General features: G+C 63.8%; 19 protein-coding genes. 9 read left to right on the plus strand and 10 right to left on the minus strand.

All coding sequences use genetic code 11. From position 1 onward, the window contains the following. Window positions 1-19: 19 nt before the first annotated feature. The 6 genes from RY1_RS20700 to RY1_RS20725 form a co-directional block, all read right to left on the minus strand. Entirely contained in the window at window positions 20-1348 is a 1329-nt protein-coding gene (locus RY1_RS20700; RefSeq protein WP_245819807.1) for a hypothetical protein, read from the minus strand. Continuing rightward, window positions 1345-1719 carry a PEP-utilizing enzyme gene (locus RY1_RS20705; protein ID WP_072806001.1) on the minus strand — a complete coding sequence of 125 codons (375 nt, stop codon included), beginning with the start codon at window positions 1717-1719 and terminating at the stop codon, window positions 1345-1347. The genes RY1_RS20700 and RY1_RS20705 overlap by 4 nt, the downstream gene beginning before the upstream one ends. Before the next feature lie 138 nt (window positions 1720-1857). Then, window positions 1858-3105, minus strand: coding sequence for an acyl-CoA dehydrogenase family protein (locus RY1_RS20710; RefSeq protein ID WP_072805921.1), 1248 nt, complete (start codon window positions 3103-3105; stop codon window positions 1858-1860). Window positions 3106-3126: 21 nt separating this feature from the next. Continuing rightward, the gene (locus tag RY1_RS20715; RefSeq protein WP_072805922.1) at window positions 3127-4176 is read right to left on the minus strand and encodes a phosphotransferase family protein; all 1050 of its coding nucleotides are present in this window, start codon (window positions 4174-4176) and stop codon (window positions 3127-3129) included. Continuing rightward, window positions 4173-4853, minus strand: coding sequence for a TetR/AcrR family transcriptional regulator (locus tag RY1_RS20720; RefSeq protein WP_084727636.1), 681 nt, complete (start codon window positions 4851-4853; stop codon window positions 4173-4175). Before RY1_RS20720 ends, RY1_RS20715 begins: the two co-directional genes overlap by 4 nt. Further along, window positions 4846-6519, minus strand: a complete 1674-nt coding sequence (locus tag RY1_RS20725) for a class I adenylate-forming enzyme family protein (protein WP_072806003.1) — start codon at window positions 6517-6519, stop codon at window positions 4846-4848. Before RY1_RS20725 ends, RY1_RS20720 begins: the two co-directional genes overlap by 8 nt. A gap of 247 nt (window positions 6520-6766) precedes the next feature. On the opposite strand from RY1_RS20725, the gene RY1_RS20730 reads away from it, so the two are divergent. Beyond that, complete coding sequence (locus RY1_RS20730; protein ID WP_072805923.1) at window positions 6767-8074, plus strand: MFS transporter; 1308 nt, start codon at window positions 6767-6769, stop codon at window positions 8072-8074. Between the two features lie 6 nt (window positions 8075-8080). Here the strand turns inward: RY1_RS20730 and RY1_RS20735 are convergent, their stop codons facing one another. Next, entirely contained in the window at window positions 8081-9571 is a 1491-nt protein-coding gene (locus RY1_RS20735; protein WP_072805924.1) for an MDR family MFS transporter, read from the minus strand. A gap of 121 nt (window positions 9572-9692) precedes the next feature. Here RY1_RS20735 and RY1_RS20740 point away from each other — a divergent pair, with 121 nt between their 5' ends. The 3 genes from RY1_RS20740 to RY1_RS20750 all read left to right on the plus strand — a co-directional run bounded on the left by RY1_RS20740 (window position 9693) and on the right by RY1_RS20750 (window position 12649). After that, window positions 9693-10328, plus strand: coding sequence for a TetR/AcrR family transcriptional regulator (locus RY1_RS20740; RefSeq protein ID WP_072805925.1), 636 nt, complete (start codon window positions 9693-9695; stop codon window positions 10326-10328). A gap of 126 nt (window positions 10329-10454) precedes the next feature. Continuing rightward, complete coding sequence (locus RY1_RS20745; protein ID WP_072805926.1) at window positions 10455-11009, plus strand: TetR/AcrR family transcriptional regulator; 555 nt, start codon at window positions 10455-10457, stop codon at window positions 11007-11009. A 50-nt stretch (window positions 11010-11059) separates the two neighbouring features. Next, complete coding sequence (locus RY1_RS20750) at window positions 11060-12649, plus strand: GMC oxidoreductase (RefSeq protein ID WP_072806004.1); 1590 nt, start codon at window positions 11060-11062, stop codon at window positions 12647-12649. A 28-nt stretch (window positions 12650-12677) separates the two neighbouring features. Here RY1_RS20750 and RY1_RS20755 read toward each other — a convergent pair whose 3' ends face one another. Then, window positions 12678-13349: a TetR/AcrR family transcriptional regulator gene (locus RY1_RS20755; protein WP_072805927.1), complete on the minus strand. Its 672-nt coding sequence runs from the start codon at window positions 13347-13349 to the stop codon at window positions 12678-12680. A 124-nt stretch (window positions 13350-13473) separates the two neighbouring features. Here RY1_RS20755 and RY1_RS20760 point away from each other — a divergent pair, with 124 nt between their 5' ends. From RY1_RS20760 to RY1_RS20780, 5 genes are read left to right on the plus strand one after another with little or no spacing between them, the layout of a single operon-like run. After that, window positions 13474-15051 (plus strand): carboxyl transferase domain-containing protein, encoded by a 1578-nt coding sequence (locus tag RY1_RS20760; protein ID WP_072805928.1) that lies wholly within the window; start codon window positions 13474-13476, stop codon window positions 15049-15051. A 7-nt stretch (window positions 15052-15058) separates the two neighbouring features. Further along, window positions 15059-17218, plus strand: a complete 2160-nt coding sequence (locus RY1_RS20765) for an acetyl/propionyl/methylcrotonyl-CoA carboxylase subunit alpha (protein ID WP_072805929.1) — start codon at window positions 15059-15061, stop codon at window positions 17216-17218. Further along, the gene (locus tag RY1_RS20770; RefSeq protein ID WP_072805930.1) at window positions 17215-18381 is read left to right on the plus strand and encodes an acyl-CoA dehydrogenase family protein; all 1167 of its coding nucleotides are present in this window, start codon (window positions 17215-17217) and stop codon (window positions 18379-18381) included. Before RY1_RS20765 ends, RY1_RS20770 begins: the two co-directional genes overlap by 4 nt. After that, entirely contained in the window at window positions 18378-18857 is a 480-nt protein-coding gene (locus tag RY1_RS20775) for a MaoC family dehydratase (RefSeq protein WP_371829492.1), read from the plus strand. The genes RY1_RS20770 and RY1_RS20775 overlap by 4 nt, the downstream gene beginning before the upstream one ends. Continuing rightward, a complete protein-coding gene (locus RY1_RS20780) occupies window positions 18857-19681 on the plus strand; it encodes an HpcH/HpaI aldolase/citrate lyase family protein (RefSeq protein WP_072805931.1) in 825 nt (274 codons plus the stop codon). Before RY1_RS20775 ends, RY1_RS20780 begins: the two co-directional genes overlap by 1 nt. A 48-nt stretch (window positions 19682-19729) precedes the next feature. Here the strand turns inward: RY1_RS20780 and RY1_RS30710 are convergent, their stop codons facing one another. Further along, the gene (locus RY1_RS30710; protein WP_245819809.1) at window positions 19730-22123 is read right to left on the minus strand and encodes an HNH endonuclease signature motif containing protein; all 2394 of its coding nucleotides are present in this window, start codon (window positions 22121-22123) and stop codon (window positions 19730-19732) included. Window positions 22124-22232: 109 nt separating this feature from the next. Then, window positions 22233-23210 carry an alpha/beta hydrolase gene (locus RY1_RS20790; protein WP_245819811.1) on the minus strand — a complete coding sequence of 326 codons (978 nt, stop codon included), beginning with the start codon at window positions 23208-23210 and terminating at the stop codon, window positions 22233-22235. Window positions 23211-23366: the final 156 nt, after the last annotated feature.

A 23366-nucleotide genomic window follows, 5' to 3' on the forward strand; every position in this document is an offset into this window, starting at 1 on the left:
TTCTGTGAATAGGTGTCGATCAGCCGATCGGCCGGAAACAACTGCTCCGATCCGACGGAACGAAGATTCCGCCGATGAGGCCGAGCGCAACGGCTGGATCGCTGAACTTCGCGTAGCTGTCCACGATGCGCGGCGTGATGGCCCAGTCGATCTCGTCGTACACCCCGGCGACACGGGCCCAGCTCTTGAGCTTCCAGCTGTACATCTGCGTCGCGTACAGGTTGCGCTGCTCCGGATCGGTGTCCGCGAAACGTGAGTAGAGTGCGCGGTGCGCTGCCCGCACGGACTTCTCGACGGAGTCGACCTCGTCGCCGTGCAGCGGCCGCAGGCCTGTTCCGTCGTTGACGAACACGCGTGCGTCGATGACCTCGTCGAGGTAGTTGCTCGGATCGAACCAGGCTGTGCCCCAGACGTTGTTGTCCATCTTCACCGAGTCCGGCAGTCGGTAGGCGAGCACGAACTGGTGGTGTGCGAGACCTTCGCGGATACCGTCCAGCCAGGGGAACTCGCCGTACTTGTCGGCGCACAGCTCACGCAGGAACAGGAACGTTCCGTCGCCGAGGTGGTACGGGCCGGTGTCGCAGACTGCGGTGCGTGCATCGCAGTTCTCGAGGAACATGTAGCCGGTCAACCGCGCGCCGAGCTTGCGCAGCTTGAGCCGCATCGCGTCGTCGACGGGGTTGAGCTCGCCCAGGATCCGATCCACCGTGGAGCCGTTCACCACACGGGAGCTGTCGGCGGGTTCGGCGTCCATGTTGAACAGGACGCCGTCCTCGCGCATCGCGATGGTTGCCTCGCGCCAGAACCTCAGTACGGTGAGCTGATCGTCGAGTCCCTGCTCGAGCGAGTTCTCGCCGAGGTCGACGAAGATTTCGCGGCCGGTCATGTAGTGGAGCGGCATCGCGGCGAGGTTGATGAAGTTCTTCTTGGTGCCGACCGACAGTTCCTTCGCGACAAGCTCGGTCGCGGTGTGCTTTGCGGTGATCGTGCGGATGCGTTCGGGAACGCGGAGGTAGTCCTCCATCATCGACATCAGGATGTAGGTGTTCATGCCGAACAGTTCCGACTCGAAGACCGTTCGCGCGGACAGTTCGCTCTTGTAGGCCGCTCCGCCCTTGTGGATCAGCCAGTTCCACTCGTCGAGGGTCGGTTCGTAGCTCGGGTCGGTGTACAGCCGAACGAGGTCGGTCGGTGTAAATGTTGCAGGAGTGGAGCCTGCGGAATGACCCGATGTTGCAGGAGTGGAGCCTGCGGAATGACCCGATGTTGCAGGAGTGGAGCCTGCGGAATGACCCGATGTTGCAGGAGTGGAGCCTGCGGAATGACCCGAAAATGCAGATGCGGTCATGCGGTCACCGCCGAGGTGCGGGCGATGAGGGCGGTGTCGGCGTCGTTGAGGTCGAGGGTGACGATGTCGCCGTCGGAGATGTCGCCGGTCAGGGTGGTGGCGAGGACGCACGGTACGGCCGACTCACGGCTGAGGATTGCCAGATGGGATTCGCGGCTTCCTGCGGAGCACACGATCGCTTTCAGGTCGGGGAGGATGGGGGAGAGGAACGTCATCCCGCCTTTGTCGACGAAGGCGATGGTGTCTTCGAGGTCGTCCTCGTCGATGGACAGAACATCCGATGTCTCGCGGAACCATCGTGCAGTTCCGGTGACTGTGCCCGCTGTGAACAGGTTCGTTCCGGTACCGACTTGTTCGTTCGTGTCGCTCATGGTCATTCCTTCGCGTGGGCTCTACGTGTCCGACCGGCGTGATCGGACTCGTAGAACTACGTTAGGAATATGTGATGGCGATCACGATCCACCTTGGGGGACATCGCACGGTTCAGCTCATGGGGCCGGCATGCGGCGTCAGCGCCTGAGCTCGGACTTCGCGATGGTGCGGATGTGCACTTCGTCGGGGCCGTCGAAGATGCGCATGGCGCGGTGCCAGCCGTACATCGCGGCCAGTGGCACGTCGTCGCTCACCCCTGCGCCGCCGTGTACCTGGATCGCACGATCGATGACATCGAGTGCGACACGGGGTACCGATACCTTTGCAGCCGAAACATATGGTGCAGCAGCCTTGTTGCCGTGTTCGTCGGTGATCTTCGACGCGTACTGGCACAGCAGCCGGGCCTGTTCGATGGCGATGCGCGACTCGGCGATCTCCGCTTGCACGACGCCTTGTTCGGCGAGCGGCTTGCCGAACGCGACTCGCGACTGCGCGCGCGAGACCATCAGTCCGAGTGCGCGTTCGGCCGCGCCGAGCGCGCGCATGCAGTGATGGATACGGCCGGGTCCGAGGCGCGCCTGCGCGATCGCGAAACCTGCGCCCTCCTCGCCGAGTATGTTGCTCACCGGAACGCGGACGTTGTCGTAGGTCACTTCGCAGTGGCCGTGCTGGTCGTACCGGCCGAACACCGGAACATCGCGTACGACGGTCACACCAGGGGTATCGATGGGAACGAGCACCATCGACTGTTGGCGATGCGTGACGGCATCGGGGTCGGTCTTGCCCATGACGATGAGGAGGCGGCACCGAGGATCCGCCGCACCGCTGGTCCACCATTTGCGTCCGTTGATGACGTAGTGGTCGCCGTCGCGCTGAATGAGGGTCTGGATGTTGTTGGCATCGGAGCTGGCCACGTCGACCTCGGTCATCGAGAACGCCGAGCGAATGTCGCCGTTCTTCAACGGTTCCAGCCACTCGGCCTGCTGCTGCGCAGTGCCGAACAGATGCAGCAACTCCATGTTCCCCGTGTCCGGTGCTTGCCCGTTGGTCGCTTCCGGGGCGAGGTGCAGGCTCCAGCCCGTGATCTCTGCGAGTCCTGCGTAATCGAGCTGGCTGATTCCGGAATACGCGGGCAGGAACAGATTCCAGAGGCCCCGCGAGCGCGCCTGCTTCTTCAGCTCTTCGACGACGGGTGGCAGTGTGCTGTCACCGGGAGCGGCCGCGGCCCGGTACTGCTCGTACTCGTGCTCGGCCGGGAAGACGTGTGAGTGCATGAACTCGACCAGGGTTTTCCGAAGTTCGAGTGCCTTGGCCGATGGTCGAAGATCGAGTGAGGCGGTGTCGACGGTCGCGGGCATGGCCGCGGTGTTCACAGTGTGTGTCATGATGCAATCCTTCTGGAGGCGTCAGTGGAGGCCGGAAACCGAAGAGGCGGAGGCTCGTTCGAGTGCGCGGCCGAGCAACGGTCCGACCATGTCGCCGACACCGGAGAAGTCGTCGCCCTCGGTGTGGCCTTGCATGTAGCGCGCGTGAATGCCCTCGAGGATCACGGCGATCTTGAAGTCGGCGAAGACCAGGTACCAGTCGATGTCCGGGACGTCGATTCCGCGCGCGGCGATGTAGCGCTCTACCAGTCGGTCGCGCGTCGGGAATCCGGGCAGTGCGGTGGCTCCGGCGGTGATGGGATTGAAGAACTCGCCGTGTTGATCCCAGAACGAGCACAGGATGCCCAGGTCGGTCAACGTGTCACCGAGTGTCGACATCTCCCAGTCCAATACACCGAGTATCTCGGTCGGATCGGATGGGTTCACCATCATGTTGTCGATCTTGAAGTCCCCGTGCACTATTCCCGGGTATTCCTGCTGCGGTAGAGCCGAGGTCAGCCGTCGATGCAGTTCGGCGACTTCACCTCGCTCGGCGGTGGCGGAGGCGTCCCATTGTCGTAGCCACCGGCGTAGCTGGCGTTCCAGAAAACCCTCCGGCCTGCCCCAATCGGCCAACCCCACCTGGGCGGGGTCGATCGAATGCAGTGCGACGAGGGTGTCGATCATCGAGTCCGCGATGCCGGATCGCTGCTGCTCGGTCAGGCGCGAGGTGTCGTCCTGTGTGCGCAGGGTGATGCCGTCGAGCTTGTCCATGACGTAGAACGATGCTCCGATGATGCTCGAATCCTCGCACAGCCCAATTGTTCTCGGCACAGGAACTGCGGTGCCCTTCAACGAGGACAGTGCTCGGTATTCACGCCCCATGTCGTGCGCCGTCGGCAGCACATGCCCCTGCGGCGGTCGTCGGAGAATCCACTCTCGGCGCCCGTCGCTGATCTCGTACGTCGGATTGGAGCGTCCGCCCGCGATGAGGCGCGCGGTCAGTTCTCCCACCGGACCGGATTCGTTCTGTGACAGCCACACTCGCACGCTGCTGCAATCGAGATCTTCCGATGTGGACGCTGCGGTCATCGTTCGGTCCCTTTCGAGAGTCGGGTTCGGTGCGCTCCGACAGTGCCGAGCGCCAGCGCGGCATATCGCTGGGCGAGTTCGTCGGCAGTCAGTTCACCGTCGGCGCGATACCAGGACGAGATGGACGAGCCCATGTTGATGATCGCCATGGCAGCCTGGGTGGGATAGGGCGTCGTGAAGGCACCTTCGGCGACGCCACGGGCGATGACGCCCTGGAAGATCTGTTGCTGTTGATCGCGCAGCGAGACGACGATACGGAGGCCCACATCATCGAGGCTTCTGATCTCGGAGGCGCCGATGAGGGCGAGTGCGCGGTGCTCGGTGTGATAGAGGACCCACGCGGTCACGACGGCCACGAGCTGGTCTTCGGGCGAGCGACCGACCATCATCAATGCCGAGTTGGTGTCGGAGATGGCCTGTTTGAGTACCTGCTCCATGATGTGCTGCAGGATCTGCTGTTTCGAAGCGAAGTGGTGATAGATCGACGCAGGAGTCATGTCGGCCCCGCGAGCGATGTCGCGTATGGAGGTGCCGTGGTAGCCGCGGCTCTGGAAGTTCTCGACTGCGGCGTCGACGATGACCGTCTTGGTGGAACTCGCAGGTCGACGTGTCGGCGCGGGTTGTACTGACGGCGCGGGTTGTAGTGACGGCGCGGGTTGCACTGTCGTGCTAGACATTTCGCAACTCGCGGCGCAACAGTTTGCCGCTGGTGGTCTTGGGGAGCTCGTCGAGGATGACCACCTCACGGGGATACTTGTACGCGGCCATGCGAGATTTGCAGAAGTCGATCAGCTCGGCGGCAGTGACCGTCGCGTCACGAGTCAGGGACACGAATGCCTTGACGGTTTCACCGCGATACTCGTCGGGCACGCCGACGACCGATGCCTCTCGGACCGCCGGGTGTTGGTAGAGAACATCTTCCACGTCGCGTGGAAAGACCTTGTACCCTCCGGCATTGATCATGTCCTTGAGTCGGTCGACGACGAACAGCCATCCGTCCTCGGTGGTCTTGCCGACGTCACCGGTGTGCAGCCATCCATCCCTTATGGCATGAGCCGATTCGTCGGGAAGCTGCCAGTACCCTGGGACGACCATGGGACCTGCGACGACGATCTCCCCGGCTTCACCGGGGCCGAGGTCGTGACCGTCGGCGATGTCCACGATTCGAACTCGCGCACCTGGTACCGGCACACCGACGGACAGGGCGCCGCTGTCGGGATCGACGGGAGGGTCGACATCCACGGGACCGAGGTGGGTGGGCGAGGTGGTCTCGGTCATTCCGTACGCGCCGCGCAGAACCCAACCTGTTGCCTCACGCACTCTGTCCACGAGCGCGGGCCCGACGGCCGCACCGCCGGAAGGGGTCTTCGTCAACGACGTGAGGTCGAGTTCATCCTTGATGGGATGATTGCTGAGGGCGATGAATGCGGTGCTCGCGCCGATCATGAAGGTGCCGCGCCAGGTATCGATGGCGCGCAAGGTCTCCTCGGCGTCGAAGCGGTGGAGCAGCACGATGGGTGCGCCGCTCACGATGTGGATGCCGAACCCCGCTACCAGGCCGGTGATGTGGAAAACCGGTGCGACGCCGATGATCACGTCCTGTTCGGCGCGTAGATCCCACCACCTCGAATAGACGGTGGAGCTGTGCACGAGCGAACTCTGGAGGTTCATCGCGCCTTTGGACCGGCCGGTGGTGCCGGAGGTGTAGGTGAGAACGCCGATATCCGTGGGTACCGGCGACGTCGACTCGAATTGTCGGTCAGCATCTTTCGATGTCAGCGTGGACCAGTCGAGAGCGTCGTCGAATGTTCGACGAGCTGTGATGTGTGCCGCCGTGGACGCCGGGACCACGGCATCGGGCGTCATGTCCAGCGGGTGGGTCGTCACGACGATGTCGAGGGGGACCTCGGTGCGAATCGGAGCGACTACCTCGGCGTAGAGGCTGTCGAGACAGACGAGGGCCCGCGCGCCGGAGTCGACGAGGTGGTGGGTCAGCTCGCCGGCCCGAAGCATCGGATTGACTGCGACGGGCACTGCGCCGATCTTCCATGCGGCCAGCAATGTCACCAGCCACTGAGGGTCGTTCTGCAGGTAGATCGCGATACGGTCACCGGGTGTGAGGCCGTGCTCGACGAGTGCCGACGCGAGAGAGTGTGCGGCAGTGTCGATGTCGGTGAAGGTGAGCGTTGCACCGAAGTAGTGCACCGCCGGTGCGTGCGGGCGGGCTGCTACGTGGAAGTCCCACGCGTGCAGCATCGTCGGAAATTGCTCGAGCGCTTCCGCGAGTACCGCGGCCGGGTAGAACGCCGTCCACGGCGAGTCCACGTCGTCTGTCTGCTTCACGTGCATGCACCTCATCGGATCGGCTTCGCACTCGCGCCACGGCGGTAGGTGCTTGGTTTGTCACCTGCTTGGATTCACACCATAGTCTCGATCGAACGATCGTTTGTCAATTTTGAACAATTCGCCGCATTGCGGCTCGAATAGGCACATGAAGCTTGGTTCCGACTGTTCAGTTATTGACAAACGATCGTTCGGGTCCCACTATCTTGCATGACGTAGGTCACACCATCGCAAGGAGTTGCACCCTATGACTGCACCAGACATCACGTCCGCTCCCGCAGTTCCGTGGACCGCAAGCGATCGCCGCAAGACTCGTCGTGCAGCGCTGGCAGGCGGAGTCGGAACCCTCATCGAATATTACGATTTCAGTCTCTACGGTTACCTGGCTGTCGTCATCGCGCCGCTGTACTTTCCGAGCGACCAGCCCGTCACGTCGCTGCTGTCGGCGCTCGCGGTGTTCGGGACCGCATATCTGATCCGGCCGCTCGGCGGCATCGTGTTCGGTCATATCGGTGATCGGTTCGGCCGCAAGAAAGCGCTGATGGCGACGCTCGTGTGCATGGGCGTGGGGAGTACCGCGATGGGGCTGCTCCCGACTCCGGCTCAGATCGGCATGTGGGCGACTGCCCTGCTGGTACTCGTGCGGCTTCTGCAGGGATTCTCCGCGGGAGGGGAAGTCGGTGGCTCGGCGACGTTCATCTCCGAGTCGGCGCCCTCGCATCTCAAGGCGACCTACGGTGCCTTCACACCGATGGGTTCGACCGGCGGCTTCGCGCTGGCCGCAGCAGTGGCGGGTGTGGTGTCTGCACTGACGACGGATGTGCAGATGGACAGTTGGGGCTGGCGGGTTCCCTTCCTGCTGGCATTGCCGCTCACGCTGTTCTGCCTGTGGGTGCGCACCAGGGTCGAGGAGACGCACGAAGTTCGAGAGAACGACAAGGAATCCAGCTCACCTGTGAGCTCGGTGTTTCTGCGTCAGCCGCGGGCGTTGGCGCAGGCAACGGCGTTGAGTGCTGCCGTGAACGGAACGGCGTACATCGGCCTGACATATATGGCGATCCATCTGACCAAGCAACTCGGGTACGACTCGACGTCGGTGTTCTGGGTGGCGACGATGGCCATCGGCGTTGCGGCACTTGCGATGCCGATCGCTGGACGACTCGGTGACCGGATCGGAACCGTACGGCTGATGGCTGTCGGGTTCACCGGATTCATCGTCCTGACCTACCCGATGATGGGCCTGATGGACTCAGGCCTCGTCGTCGCCACCGCGGCATTCGTGGTGATCATGCTCAACAGTGCGGCAGCGCAGGTCGGTGCGTACACGATCCTTCCGCAGTTCTTCGACAAGCGCTCCCGCTACACAGGAGTGGCGATGGGCTGGAATCTCGGTGTCATCATCGCCGGCGGCACTGCGCCGTTCGTGGCGGTGTGGCTCGTCGAGCGCACGGGCAACATCTTGTCGCCCGCATTCTTCGTCATGGCACTCGCGGCCGTCGGGCTCGTAGCACTGGCCACGGTGCGTGCGCGTCACACACAGGGAGCCGAGGGCTGAGACGAGCTATCGGACTGCTGCGGGTTCCGCCTCGACGACCGTCGTCGAGGTGGTGTCCGCAGCAGGCTTCCGGATGAAGAACGCTGCGACCACTGCGATGAGCGAGACGATGCCGCCGCACAGGAATGCGGCGTGAATACCTGCCTCGTTGGCGGCGAGATCGGTCGATCCGGAGGTGACGCGCGAGGTGGCCGTCGTCGTCATGACGGTCACGAACAGTGCGGTTCCCGCGGCACCGGCAAGCTGCTGAGCGGTGTTGAAGATCGCGCTTCCGTGCGAGTAGAGCAGTGTCGGAAGCGAACCGAGCGAGGACGTCATCAGCGGCGTCAGCACCGTCGCGAGGCCTGCAGAGAGCATGCAGTGAATGGCGACGACCATCGGTAGCGGGGATGCGGCGTCGAGCAACGTCATCAACCACAGAGCCGAACTGACGATGATCGCACCGGGTATGACCAGCGGGCGTGGGCCGATACGGTCGAATGCTCGACCGACGAACGGGGAGAACAGACCCATCATCAATCCGCCGGGCAGCAACATCAGGCCAGTGGTGAGTGTGTCGAGTCCGCGGATGTTCTGCAGGTAGATCGGCAGCAGGATGAGCGCGCCGAACAAGGCCATCATGCTCAGCGCAAGCATGCCGAGCCCGATGCTGAAGGTCGGTGTGGCGAAGGGGCGAAGATCGAGCAACGCCTTGCCTTCACCCTGGCGTGCGAGCTGGCGCAGCACGAACACGACGAGCGACACCGCGCCGACGACGAGCGGAACCCACACCGGTACGTACGATTCTTCGGCGGAGTGGCCGATGCTGCTGAGCCCGTAGACGAGGCCACCGAAGGCGAGCGCCGACAAGACCACCGACAGCGCGTCGAACGAGGGTTTCGTTGTCGGTGTGACGTTCTTGACCAGCGCAGCTCCGACAGCGAACGCGATGAGCGCGATGGGAAGCACGAGCCAGAACATCCAGCGCCAGTCGAGTGCGTCGAGGATGACACCCGAGATAGTCGGGCCCACTGCCGGTGCGACGGCGATGACGATCGAGATGACACCCATCATCCGGCCGCGCTGCTGGGCGGGCACGACGTTGAGCACCGTGTTGATCAACAGCGGGATCATCAGTGCGGTGCCGCTGGCCTGCACGACACGGCCGGCGAGAAGCAGTTCGAAGCCAGGGGCCGATGCCGCGAGGAGCGTTCCGGCGCTGAACAGCGTCATGGCAGTGGCGAACACCTGGCGCAGCGTGAACCGCTGGAACAGAAATCCGGTGGTGGGGATGACGACCGCCATGGTCAGCATGAAACCGGTGGTGAGCCACTGTGCGGTGGTCGCAGTGATCTCGAGGTCGACCATCAACCGCGGTAGCGCGACGCTCATGATCGTCTCGTTGAGGATCATCACGAACGATGCGACGACGAGTACGCCGATAAGCAGTGTGCTACCGGGAGGGAGCTTGTCGGCGGCGGGCCGCGTTGAGTCCGATTCGATTGCGTCTGTGTGCATGGAGGTGACGATCCCCTTGGCGAAGTGTGTCCCGAGTATTACTTGGTAGTCTGATTCAAAGTGACGGTGACTGTCAACTTGATATCTGTTGGTACTTTGTGACCGACGAAAGGGAGCAGCCATGGCCAGCGATGTGCCGGACCTCAGAGAACGCCGACGCCGGGAGACCCGGCTCGAGATCAATCGCGCTGCGCTCGACCTGTTCGAACGCAACGGTGTCGCGGCGACGACCGTCGACGAGATCGCGCGTGCCGCGGGTGTCTCGGCCAGCACCTTCTTTCGCCATTTCCCGACGAAGGAGGAGTCGATCCTCGCGACCGACTCCGATGTCGACGCCGAGATCGAAGCATGGCTCGCCACTACCGATTCCGGTGACATCGACTTCGCCGGTATCGAAGAGATCTACGAGCGAGCCGCGGTCCGGCTGGTCGAATCCGCCGACGACACGCGCAGTCGCGTACTTCGAGCACGCCGGCTGATCGTCACCGATGCGCATCTGCGAGCCACCGCCATCGCGTTCGATGCCAGGAAGATGTGCAGGTTGACCGACGCGGTCGCGTCGAAACTCGGGGGACGTGAATCGTTCACGTTCGCTCGCCTACTGGTCGAGGGCGTCGGTATGACGCTGCGAATCGCGTTCGACGACTGGGCAACCCGCGTCGACGCGGGCGAGGATGCGAATCTGGCGGAGATCTACCGAGCGACACGCGTCGAACTCAGGCGCGTGGTCGTCACGTCGTCACCGGTGCGCGCATAGCGGGCGCGGCGCGTACGTGGGGGCCTGCGTACGTGAGTCCGGCGTTTCTGGGGGAGTCTGCGTGCATGGGAGTCTGCATTTCTGGGGTGTCTGCGTTTCTGGGGAGTCTGCGTACATAATGTGGACATGCGGTCACGTCAGAGGATTCTGAACGCCACGTTGCGGCTGATCGAGGCCGGTGGGTTCGAGGGGGTCAGTGTCGCGTCGATCGCGTCGGCCGCCGGTGTCTCACGACAGACGGTGTACTCCATCTTCGGCTCGCGTGAAGAGGTTGTCTCCCAGGCGATGGCGGGATTGACGCTGGAGGTGTTGAGCGGAATCCGAGCTCGGCTGGACACGGTGGAGAGCGCTAGCGAGTACGTCGTGGAAGTGATCGTCGCCGGAAGATCCGCGGTACGAACGCATCCGGTTCTCATGGCGTTGCTCGTCGCCGAGCAGGGCAACCCGGTGTTCGACGACGGAATGATCGCGAGGGCGAAACCCGTTGCGCGAGGACTGTTGGAACCGATGGTCGAGCGAAATCTGGTTACACGCAACGATCTCGACGACATCGTCGAGATATCGCTCCGTCTCGCTCTGTCGGTGGTCTCGTTCGAGAGCGACGCGGTACGGACCGACGCGAAGCTGCGTGAATTCCTGGGCCGATGGCTGGAGCCCGCGCTGAACGCGATCTTGACATAGTTCTATCTTCTGTCTAGTTTGTAGCCCACGTAACGATGTGGGGGTACATCTTGTCCGGATTCAGTAGGCGTTCGTTTCTCGCAGGTGCAGCGGTGGCGGGGGCCGCGTTCGTCGGCAATCCCGTTGCCGGAGCGAGGACGGGGGCACGGACGGAGAGGATCCCGCTCACACGCGAGGACCATCGAGTGGTCGTCATCGGGTCCGGTTTCGGGGGCGGTGTGACTGCTCTTCGGTTGGCGGAGGCGGGGGTGCCGGTCACGTTGCTCGAACGCGGGCTGCGCTGGCCCACTGGCCCCGATGCGGATACGTTCCCGCACGCCGCGTCGCCGGACAAGCGGATTCTGTGGCATCGGTCGAATCCGCAACTCTTCGGCACGCCCCTTGCATTCGAACCGTACGCGGGACTGTTGGAGGCCGTGGTCGGCGACAACATGACTGCGCTCTGTGCCGCGGGAGTCGGCGGCGGATCGCTGGTGTATCAGGGCATGACCTTGCAGCCGGCGCAGCACGTGTTCGAGGCGAACTTTCCGCAGGAACTGGACTGGGCCACGATGGACCGGGTGCACTATCCCCGCGTTGCCCGGATGCTCCAATTGGCAACGGCGCCGGATGAATTGATCGCGAGCCCCAACTACGAGGCGGCGCGGACATTCGCACGCAACGCCACTCGCGAGGGCTACCCCGTCTCGAAGATCCCGATGCCGATCGACTGGAATTACGCACTTGCCGAGCTGCGCGGGGAGATGAAGCCGTCGTACACCAACGGCGACGGCGCGCTCGGTGTCAACAACGGGGGCAAGCACTCGGTCGATGTCACCTACATCGCGGCGGCGGAGGCGACCGGTCTGGTGACGGTCGAAACGCTGCACGAGGTTCGCGACGTCGAGCGGGCACCGGACGGGCGGTGGACGGTGTACGTGGACCGCACCGACGCGTCGGGCACGGTGGTGGAGAACAAGATTCTGACCACGAAGGCGTTGGTCATGGCAGCCGGGAGCGCCAACACGACCAAGCTGCTACTGCGCGCGTCGGCGACGGGCCGGATACCGGACATGCCGGATGCGCTCGGCGCAGGCTGGGGTACCAACGCCGACCGCATCTATGTGTGGACCGATCCTGTCAACGGCTTCGGGGAGAAGGGGGGTGGCCCGGTGATCTACGGAAGCCTGCAGTGGGACGATCCGACAGCGGCGATCACCGTCATTCAAGCGTCGTTTCCCCCTCTCGGTCTCGATTCGCGCAGCACGGTCATGGTGGGCTACGGCGTGAGTTCGGGTCGTGGCCGATTCGTCTACGACGCCGCCATCGACGACGCGGTGCTGCAGTGGCCACGAGAAGGGGACCACGAGATTCAGACCTCGCGAATCGGTCCGGTCGCGGCTCGGATCGCGGGGCCTTCGACCTTGCTCGTCGACACCAACGCGGTCGTGCCGACCACGTGGCATCCGCTCGGCGGCGCCAACATGGGATCGGTGTGCGATCTGGAAGGCCGAGTGCTGGGGCAGCCCGGTCTGTACGTGCTCGACGGTGCCTTGATGCCCGGAAACTCGGCAGCATGCAATCCGTCGATGACCATCGCAGCGGTGGCCGAGCGCGCGTTGGATCATCTGGTAGTCGAGGATGTCGGCACCCTGATCTGATCTGATCTGATCTGTTTCGGTTCTCGACTCAGTTCAGTGCCAGCGCGCCGATGGTCATGGCGCGTAGTAGAACACGCGATCGTGTGGACACCGTCCGGTTCGCACTGAACGGAGTCGAGTTCATCAGCCCGAATGCCGCGTGCGCGGTGGTGCGTGCGTCGGCCTCCTCCATTGTGCTGTGAAGTTCGCGCGTGTTCTGGAATTCGTGCGTGCTGTGAAGTTCGTGCGTGTTCTGGAGTTCGCGTGTGCTGTGAAATTCACGAAGCACTCCGACCCAGATCTCGACGTACTCGCGCTGCTTGCGCCGGACGGTGCGCCGCGCGGCCTCGGGGAGTGACTGGAGGTCTCGGTCCTGTATGCGGATCAGGGCTGGGGATTCGAGGGCGAAATCGAGGTGGAAGTCGACGAGTTCTGCCAGTATCTGCGCCGGCTCGGCGGCGGTGGCCGCGACCCGCTGACCGCCGGCGAGCAGGTATTCGGAGATGTCGACCAGTAGTTCGACGAGTACGGCCTCCTTGTTGGGGAAGTGCCGATAGACGGCAGGGCCGCTGATGCCGACGGCCGCACCGAGGTCTTCGAGCCGTACGCCTGCGAACCCGCGGTCCGCGAACAGCGTGGCCGCCGCGGCGAGCAACTCGGACCGCCGCTCGGCCTTTTTCACCTCGCGCGTCGTCGGCGTACGGGTGCCGGAGTCCACCATCGCAGTCCTCGCTCTCGGGTACATCCTGGACAATTTCGGTTAATCGTAGTTTACTGAAAGGGCAGTTAGTCGGGATTAACTGAAACTATCCCCGAGTTGTCGACGAGAACGAGGTCACCCCCCTATGGCAGTCGAATCGTCCGGGTTTCGAGCGAATCACGAAAAGCTCGTCACCGAGCTGGCCGACGCATTGGCGCTCGCGGCCCGCGGAGGCAGCGAGAAGTCACGCGAGCGCCACATCGCTCGCGGCAAACTCCTCCCTCGTGATCGTGTCGACGAACTGCTCGATCCAGGAAGTCCCTTCCTCGAGATCGCACCGCTCGCCGCCAACGGAATGTACGACGACGAAAGCCCCGGCGCCGGAATGATCGCCGGCATCGGCCGGGTATCGGGCCGCGAGTGCGTCATCGTCGCGAACGACGCCACCGTCAAGGGCGGCACCTACTATCCGATGACGGTCAAGAAGCATCTGCGTGCCCAGGAGATCGCGGCACAGAACCTGTTGCCCTGCATCTACCTCGTCGACTCGGGAGGAGCGTTTCTGCCCCGGCAGGACGAGGTCTTCCCGGACCGCGACCATTTCGGCCGCATCTTCTACAACCAGGCGACGATGAGCGCCAAGGGGATTCCGCAGATCGCGGCGGTGCTCGGATCCTGCACCGCGGGCGGTGCATACGTACCGGCAATGAGCGACGAGGCCATCATCGTCAAGAATCAGGGAACGATCTTCCTCGGCGGTCCGCCGCTGGTGAAGGCCGCAACCGGTGAGGTCGTCACGGCAGAGGAACTCGGCGGTGGTGATCTGCACTCGAAGATCTCCGGAGTCACCGACTATCTCGCCGACGACGACCGCGACGCGTTGCGCCGTGTACGTCGCATCGTGAAGACCTTCGGGCCGCGGGCGAATAGGCCATGGGACGTCGAACCGACCCGTGAGCCGATCGCCGATCAGCACGATCTCTACGACATCGTTCCCACCGATTCCAGGACGCCGTACGACGTCAGGGAAGTGATCACCCGCGTCGTCGATGCCGGGGAGTTCGACGAGTTCAAGGCCGAGTACGGCAAGACGCTCGTCACCGGTTTCGCACACATTCATGGCCATCCGGTGGGCATCGTCGCCAACAACGGCGTGCTGTTCGCCGAGTCCGCGATGAAGGGCGCGCACTTCATCGAGCTGTGCGACAAGCGCAGCATCCCCTTGGTGTTCCTGCAGAACATCTCCGGCTTCATGGTCGGGCGAGATTACGAGGCAGGCGGTATCGCCAAGCACGGCGCCAAGATGGTGACAGCCGTCGCGTGTGCGCGGGTTCCCAAGCTGACCGTCGTCATCGGAGGGTCGTACGGCGCTGGAAACTACTCGATGTGCGGGCGGGCGTACTCGCCGCGATTCCTGTTCATGTGGCCGAACGCGCGCATCTCCGTCATGGGCGGCGAACAGGCGGCCTCGGTGCTCGCGACCGTGCGAAGCGAACAGCTCGATGCCGCAGGCAAGCCGTGGTCGGAAGACGACCAGGAGAGCTTCAAGGCGCCGGTTCGCGAGCAGTACGAGTCGCAGGGCAACCCGTACTATTCGACGGCGCGCATCTGGGACGACGGAATCATCGACCCGGCAGACACCAGAAATGTTCTCGGACTGGCACTCTCGGCGTGTGCGAACGCGCCGATCGAGCCGGTCTCCTACGGCGTTTTCAGGATGTGACAGAGCCATGACCGGACAGATCGACACAGTACTGATCGCAAACCGCGGCGAAATCGCGGTACGAGTGATACGCACTCTGCGGCGCATGGGAATCCGTTCCGTCGCCGTCTACAGTGACGCCGATGCGGACGCCCGGCACGTACGGGAAGCCGACACCGCCGTCCGTGTGGGGCCCGCATCGGCGCGGGCGAGTTACCTCGATGTCGACAAGGTCATCGCCGCCGCGACAGCAACCGGCGCGCAGGCGATCCACCCCGGTTACGGGTTCCTTTCCGAGAACGCAGATTTCGCCGTAGCATGCAGCGCCGCCGGGATCGCCTTCCTCGGGCCTTCGGTGAAGGCGATCGAAGTGATGGGCGACAAGATCACGGCCAAGAACGCCGTGTCCGCATTCGGTGTACCCGTCGTCCCTGGAATCGCTCGCCCCGGTCTGACCGATGCGGAGCTGATCGAAGCGGCCGCCGACATCGGCTACCCGATCCTGGTCAAGCCGTCCGCAGGCGGCGGCGGCAAAGGTATGCGCCTGGTCGAGAAGCACGCCGATCTGGCGTCGGCACTGACGAGCGCGCGGCGGGAGGCGTCGTCGTCGTTCGGCGATGACACCCTGTTCCTCGAACGATTCGTGTTGACGCCGCGACACATCGAGGTGCAGATCCTGGCCGACGAACACGGAAACGTCGTACATCTCGGTGAGCGTGAATGCAGTCTGCAGCGACGCCACCAGAAAGTCATCGAGGAGGCGCCGTCGCCGCTTCTCGACGCGGATGCCAGGGCCCGGATCGGTGAGGCGGCCTGCAATACCGCGCGCAGCGTCGACTACACCGGCGCAGGCACTGTGGAGTTCATCGTCTCGGCGAACGCGCCCGACGACTTCTTCTTCATGGAGATGAACACTCGACTGCAGGTGGAGCATCCGGTCACCGAGATGGTCACCGGCCTCGACCTCGTCGAATGGCAGATCAGGGTGGCGGCGGGGGAGAAGCTCGGGTTCAGCCAGGACGAGATCACGTTGACGGGCCACGCCATCGAGGCGCGCGTGTACGCCGAGGACCCTGGCCGCGGGTTCCTCCCCACCGGTGGTGACGTCGTCGGACTGCGGGAACCGGTCGGTGACGGCGTCCGCACCGACTCCGGCCTTTCGGTCGGAACCGTTGTCGGAAGCGATTACGACCCGATGCTGTCCAAGGTGATCGCATGGGGCGAGGATCGACCTGCAGCGCTCCGCACGCTCGACCGCGCCCTGGCAGGTACGGCGGTGCAGGGTGTCGTCACCAACATCGAGTTCGCGCGATTCCTGTTGGCGGACAACGATGTCGTGGCCGGCAGGCTCGATACCGGCCTGCTCGATCGACGCGCCCCGGATTTCGTGGCATCCACGGCCCCGGACGAGGCGCTCGTCGCCGTCGCGGCTCAGCTCTGGCTCGCCGGATGGCCCGGGCCTGAGGGGTCTGGAACGCGGGGGTCTGGAACGCGGGGGTCTGAAGTGCTGGGATCTGGAACGCGGGGGTCTGGAACGCTGGGATCTGGAGCGCTGGGATCTGGAACGCGGGGGTCGGAAATGCTGGGGGCCGATCCGTGGGACGTGCCGACGGGCTGGCGTGTCGGTGTCGATGCGCCCACCGTCGTGCGTCTGAGCAGCGGAGACCGGACTGTGCACGTGGCAATCACCGGACGCCCCCGGGCGGCCGTGGTATCGGTCGATGGCGGTGAATCACGCACGCTGACAGCATCTCTCGCTGGATCGGACGTCACTGTCGTCATCGACGATATACGCACGAGTTGGGCGTTCGCACACAGCAGAGACACCGCGCACAACACGAGCGGCACTGCGCTCGGCAGCACCGTCTGGATTTCCGGGACGGACGGAACCTGGCCCGTCAGGAAAGTCCGGGAGGCCAGTGTGCGAGAGGGTGACGCGCAGTCCGGTGATGCGGAGATCACGAGTCCGATGCCGGGATCGGTCATTGCGGTCGGCGTTGCCGACGGGGCCGAGGTGCACACCGGGGATACCCTCGTCGTCGTCGAGGCGATGAAGATGGAACACGCTCTGACCGCGCCCACCGACGGCACGGTCGAACTCCTCGTCGCGGTGGGAGATCAGGTGCGAGTGGATCAGCTGTTGGCGCGAGTGTCACGTCGGAACGAGTCGGAGGAGAACCAAGCATGACCGAATACCTGTCCACCGGAACACTTCCGGACGAGTACGAGCAGTTGAAGAAGAGCGTCGCGGACTTCGCGCGCACCGTCGTCGCACCGGTGTCGGCGAAACACGATGCCGAGCACTCGTTTCCGTACGAGGTCGTCTCCGGGATGGCCGACATGGGACTGTTCGGCCTGCCGTTCCCCGAGGAGTACGGCGGCATGGGCGGAGACTACTTCGCGCTGTGTCTGGCACTCGAAGAACTCGGCAAGGTCGACCAGAGCGTCGCGATCACGCTGGAGGCGGGCGTCTCGCTCGGCGCGATGCCGGTGTTCCGCTTCGGTACCGAGGAGCAGAAGCAGGAGTGGCTGCCGCGGCTCGCGAGCGGTGCCAATCTCGCTGCGTTCGGTCTGACCGAGCCCGGCGCCGGTAGCGATGCGGGTGGAACGAAGACGACGGCCAAGCGCGACGGCGACGACTGGATCATCAACGGCAGCAAGCAGTTCATCACCAACTCGGGGACCTCCATCACGGCCCTGGTGACGGTGACCGCGGTGACCGGCGTGGACGAGGCGACCGGCAAGAAGCAGATCTCGTCGATTCTGGTTCCGACCGATACTCCCGGATTCGTCGCCGAGCCGGCATACGACAAGGTCGGTTGGAACGCGTCGGACACACATCCGTTGAGCTTCACCGACGTACGGGTGCCGCAGGAGAATCTCCTCGGCGCCGAGGGGCGCGGATATTCGAACTTCCTGCACATCCTCGACGAGGGTCGCATAGCGATCGCGGCGCTGTCGGTCGGTGTCGCCCAAGGATGCGTCGACGAAAGCATCAAGTACGCCAAGGATCGTGAGGCGTTCGGTTCACCGATCAGCCGTAATCAGGCGATCTCCTTCAAGATCGCGCGGATGGAGGCCCGTGCTCACGCCGCGCGGACCGCGTATTACGACGCAGCCGCACTGATGTTGGCAGGCAAGAACTTCAAGAAGGAAGCGTCGATCGCCAAGCTGGTCGCCTCGGAAGCCGCGATGGACAACGCACGTGATGCGACGCAGATCCACGGTGGTTACGGCTTCATGAACGAGTACACCGTCGCACGGCACTACCGGGACAGCAAGATCCTCGAGATCGGTGAAGGCACCACGGAGGTTCAGCTCATGCTCATCGGACGGAGTCTGGGACTGTGACACGTATTCGGCAGCGCGGGTTGTGGTTCGAGGAGATGGAAGTCGGTGTGGTCTACGAGCATCGTCCCGGGCGGACGGTCACCGAGGCAGACAACACGCTCTTCACCACGCAGACCATGAACACTCAGGCGTTGCACCTCGACGCGGCCTACAGCGCCGGCACGGCGTTCGGTGAGCGGCTGGTCAATTCGATGTTCACCCTGTCGACGGTCGTCGGACTGTCGGTGGCACAGCTGACCCAGGGCACGATCGTTGCCAATCTGGGCTTCTCGGAAGTGAAGTTTCCGAAGCCGCTGTTCCACGGCGACACCCTGTACGCCGAGACGACGATCGTGGACAAGAGAGAATCGAAAAGCCGTCCAGGAGAGGGAGTCGTGACCTTCGAGCACACGGGGCGTAACCAACACGGCGACGTCGTGGCCGTTGCGGTTCGCAAGACACTCGTGCAGATGCGACCGACCGAGGTCGAGCACTGATGGCATGGATTCCGCCGGGGCCTGCGTGGTTGTTCTGCCCGGCCGACCGGCCGGAGCGATACGCCAAGGCCGCAGAGACCGCCGATGTTGCCATCATCGATCTGGAGGATGCAGTTGCCGCGGCGGGCAAACCGGCGGCGCGCGAATCGCTGGTGGCGTCGGCGTTGGACATCGACCGCACCGTCGTCAGAGTGAACGCGCACGGGACCGAGGACTTCGCTCTCGATCTGCAGGCCCTGTCGAAGACCGGGTACCGGCGGGTGATGCTCGCGAAGACCGAAAGTGCTTCCCAGCTGAACGATCTCGCGGACTACGACGTCGTCGTGTTGATCGAATCGCCGCTCGGTGCCGTAGACGTGCAGCAGATAGTGCGTGCTCCGAACGTCGTGGGCACGATGTGGGGCGCCGAGGACCTGGTCGCCGCACTGGGTGGGAACTCGAGCCGCTTCGCCGATGGGAGGTATCGAGATGTCGCCGCCCATGTTCGAACCTCGACCCTGTTGGCGGCCAAGGCCAGGGGACTGTTCGCGCTGGATTCGGTGGTTCTCGACATCGGTGACCTCGACACGCTGCGCGCCGAGGCCGACGACGCCGTCGCAGTCGGGTTCGACGGCAAGGTGGCGATCCACCCGAGCCAGGTGCAGGTGATTCGCGATGCCTTCGCTCCGACGGCCGACGAGATCAACTGGGCTACAGGGGTTCTCGATGTCGCGGCGTCGGGAAAGGGAGTCTTCACCTTCGAAGGAAAGATGGTCGACGCTCCGGTGTTACGTCAAGCGGAACGGATAATGCAGCGCGCAGCAACGAGGCACCTGGGGCCCTGAAACCCTGTGACGCTGGCTCTCCTACGCTTAGCAATGAAACCTCGGCGATCAGAAGGGCGCTCGGTAGTTGTGCCGGTGCCGAGCCGCGATGACTGCGCGATGCTCGAAGAACTTTCGGCGGATGAACGCTGCGTCTTCACGGTCCTGGGGATCGGTCATGCGTGCGATGTCACCGAGTGTGGGGACGCGCATGGTCCCGTCGGCAACAGGATTGGCGATGTTCGCGATTCGATTCCAGTTCCCATCGCTTTCACCGATGTTGATTTCCCACCAGGTCGGTTCGTACAGTGCGTCGGAAGGTCGCCGCTCCAGGCCCTGTTTGTCCGGTTGCGGCTTCTCCTCGTACCCGTCGAGGTCGACGATGTAATGTCCGGCTGTCCACGGCACATAGGGACTCTTGCCGCCGGCTCGTGTGTGGCGGAACTTCTCCGGAATCATCACGGTCCCGTACGTCGACGGTGTGATTCGGTGAATGCCTGACGTGGATACCCAGTAGATCGAATCGCCGTGAAGTTTGGCGGCCTTCCACAGCTTCGATGTCTTGGCTTGGTGATGAAACTTGCAGAGCGGTTGCAGATTCGACAGGATCGTCCATCCACCTGCTTGGGGATTGTTGTGGTCGAACGGAACGATGTGGTCGATCTCGCATCGTGCTGCAGGCACACTGCACCCAGGGAAAGTGCACGCGCAATGAGTTGCACGGGTGAGAGCTACCAATTCGGCAGTCGGGCGGTAGGTCAAGGCTCCGGGTGGCGGCGTGGTGTATCCGCCATGACCGTCCGGATAGACCCCTTGGGTCAACGAGGGATCGGCCGCAGCGGAGGCAAGGAAGCTCGCGATGGCAGCCGACAGCGCAGACTCCTCCCCCCGCGAGGAGACACGAGTGGATCCTCCCGCCGGTCCGTCGGTCGGTGCTGGATGTAACGGTGCTGGACTTAACGGTGCTGGATGTAACGGTGCTGGGGGTAAAGGCGCTGCCGGCCGTATGCGACCCCGGTGGAGGAACTTTCGGGCGCGTGGACGTCCCAGCAGACCGATTCTCGGTGGATCGGTGTCGGGTGGATCGGTGTCGGGTGGTTCTGTGCTTCCGCCCGGACCGGCGCCGGTACTACTGGCTCCGGGGTCGTCGTTGTCAGGACCCCCGTCGTCAGGCCGCCCGTTGTCGGGGCCGCCGTTATCAGGGTCGCTGTCTGGACCCCCGTTGTCAGGACCGTTGCTGTCAGGGAGATCTTCTTCGTCGGGCAGGTCGGACGAATCCAGGTCATCGTTGGGGCCGGAATCGGAGGGCACGTTCATGTTGCCTGTGCTCTCGGGACCGCCATCATCAGCCTGCGTGCTGTGCGGTGCGTTCTCGCTGTCCTGCTTGTTCGCAGTGGTCGCAGTGGTTTTCGATCGACCATCCGATGACGCTGCTGTCGATGAGGTGGCGTCATCGGCGTCATCCTCGCCGGCATCGTCGGTGCCGAGTCGAGCGCGCGCGGCGTCGAGCGTGTCGGTGAGCATGATCTGCCACTGCGCATCTGCTGCGATGTGGCGAGCTATCGTAGGATCCAAGACGGTGCCGTCGGAGAGGGTCGCGGGCTCGTTCGTCAGACCCAGCAATGTCTCGACATCCATCAGAATCTGGATCAGCGGCTTTCTACGGTCGGGTAGCTCGTTGGCAATTCCCGTGACGGGGCACTCGTCGAGTCCACATCTGCAGGCGACGTACTCTTCGCGATGCACGAGCGCCAGGAGTGCAAAGCCACGGAGCTGTTTCTTGGTGCGTGGATCCTTGGCGCACACGGTCCCCGTCAACTCGTCGAGAACCGCATTGCATTCTGCGCCTTCGAGGCTCGACATCTTGGCTATCAGAGTGGCGGTCCCGGCATCACCGCGCCTGACATCGGCGCACCGCTCTTCCGATTCCGCAGCCTTTTGGGCGGCCGAGGCTTCCTCGTGATCGTAGGCGAACCAGGCCTTCCAGATATTTTCTCGCAGGCTGCGGGTATTCAAACGTAGTGCGGCAGCCAGTATATCGGCTTCCAGATCGGAAACTGTCTTGTCGCTGGCCTTTTCCAACGTGAGGGCGATTGCACGTGTCCGCGGATAGTCGATGTCGCCGGCTGTGAAGGCAGAGTCGATCGAGGGAAGCCGCCACGCAAGCTGGGCTCCCACGGTGACCATGTCACGCGTCACCGTCCGAGACAGTGAAAGTGATACGGCAGCTTCGCATTCGACAGCCCGCCGCGCGAAACCCAGATCCGGTTCGCCGACGCCGAGTTCATGAATGTCTTGCTCGGTGCCGAACCGGAGCTCCGTCAAATCATGGACAGCGTGGACGACTGCAGCGGCGGACTTGTTCTCGGCACGTCGGGTGGCCGACAGAACTGCCAACGAGTCCGCCGCGGCTGCATCTGCAGCCCGGCGAATCTCTTCTGTCGTGCCCCCCGGCATCCCCATGGGCACAAGTGTAATCGAACAACAGTTCGAACACAAGGGCCGTTTTACGCGAGCTCGGCCGAGTATTCAACGGCGAGAACGGGGCTCGATCTTCATGGGAGGGCCGCCTTCATGGGAGGGCCGCGTGCAGCTGCGACCGCAGGAACGAACATGCCTGTTCCAAGGCAGCCCCGGTCTGTGCGGTATGGCGCAGAGCGGTGAGGCTGACGAAATCGTGTACCGTCCCCAGGTAGCGGACCGCGGTGACCGACACTCCTGCTTCCCGGAGTCTGTTTGCGTACAAACGGGTTTCGTCGCGAACCGGATCGGCGTCGGCCGAGACGATCAACGTGGGTGGCAGTGCCGCGAGCGTGACACGTGAAGCGTAGATCGGAGACACGGTCGGCTCGCAGCCGGTGGCGGCGACGTCGGTGTAGCAGTCCCACGACCACCCGAGGTCGTCGGATTCGAGCACACTGTTGTTGGTATGGATGCTCTCGTGGGACGCGCTCGACCTCATCGCATCGGTCAGCGGATAGAACAACACCTGCGCGCCGAGCAGTTCCGGACAGCACTGCGCGACGACGGTGGCCAGCGTCGCGCCCGCGCAGTCGCCGGCGATCCCGAGTCGGGAGGCGTCGATGTTCCACTCGCGTGCCGAGTTGTACATCGACCGTAGTAGCGCGATGCATTCTTCGAGCGCCACCGGATACCGAGCTTCGGGAGCGCGCGAGTACTCGGGCACGAACAGGGCGACTCCGGCGTCACGTGCAATCGTCTGGGTCAGCCGCGAGTGCGTGTCACCGTCGCCGAACACCCACCGACCGCCGTGGACGTACATCACAGCTGGGATCTCTGTCACGTCGTGCGTCGGCCGGAACACGCGAAAGCCGAGGAGCCCACTCGGGCCGAGCGCGAGCGTGTGAAACGACTCGACGACGCCGTCGACTGCGGTGGTCGCGCCTTGCATCTCGTCGAGCGCGATGCGGCCGTCCACTGGTCCGAGCTGGTGCAGACGCGGAGGTACCGACATAGCGGACAGTAGCTGCGAGGTCGCAGCATCCACGCCGCTCGGCCGCTCGGCGGAGTGCTCGGATCGATAGGACACAGCACTCCCTCCATCGAACGTCACCCGAGAATAAACGGACAGTACGGGCAGTGTCGATCGAGCCGCCGCCACGTCGAACCGACGAGCGCGTCCTTCGGCGTCACAAGTGCGTCCTTCGGTGTCACAATGGACACAGAGTCCATTGTTGCTACAACC

It is taken from the genome of Rhodococcus yunnanensis NBRC 103083 (genome assembly GCF_001895005.1).
GTDB lineage: Bacteria > Actinomycetota > Actinomycetes > Mycobacteriales > Mycobacteriaceae > Rhodococcoides > Rhodococcoides yunnanense.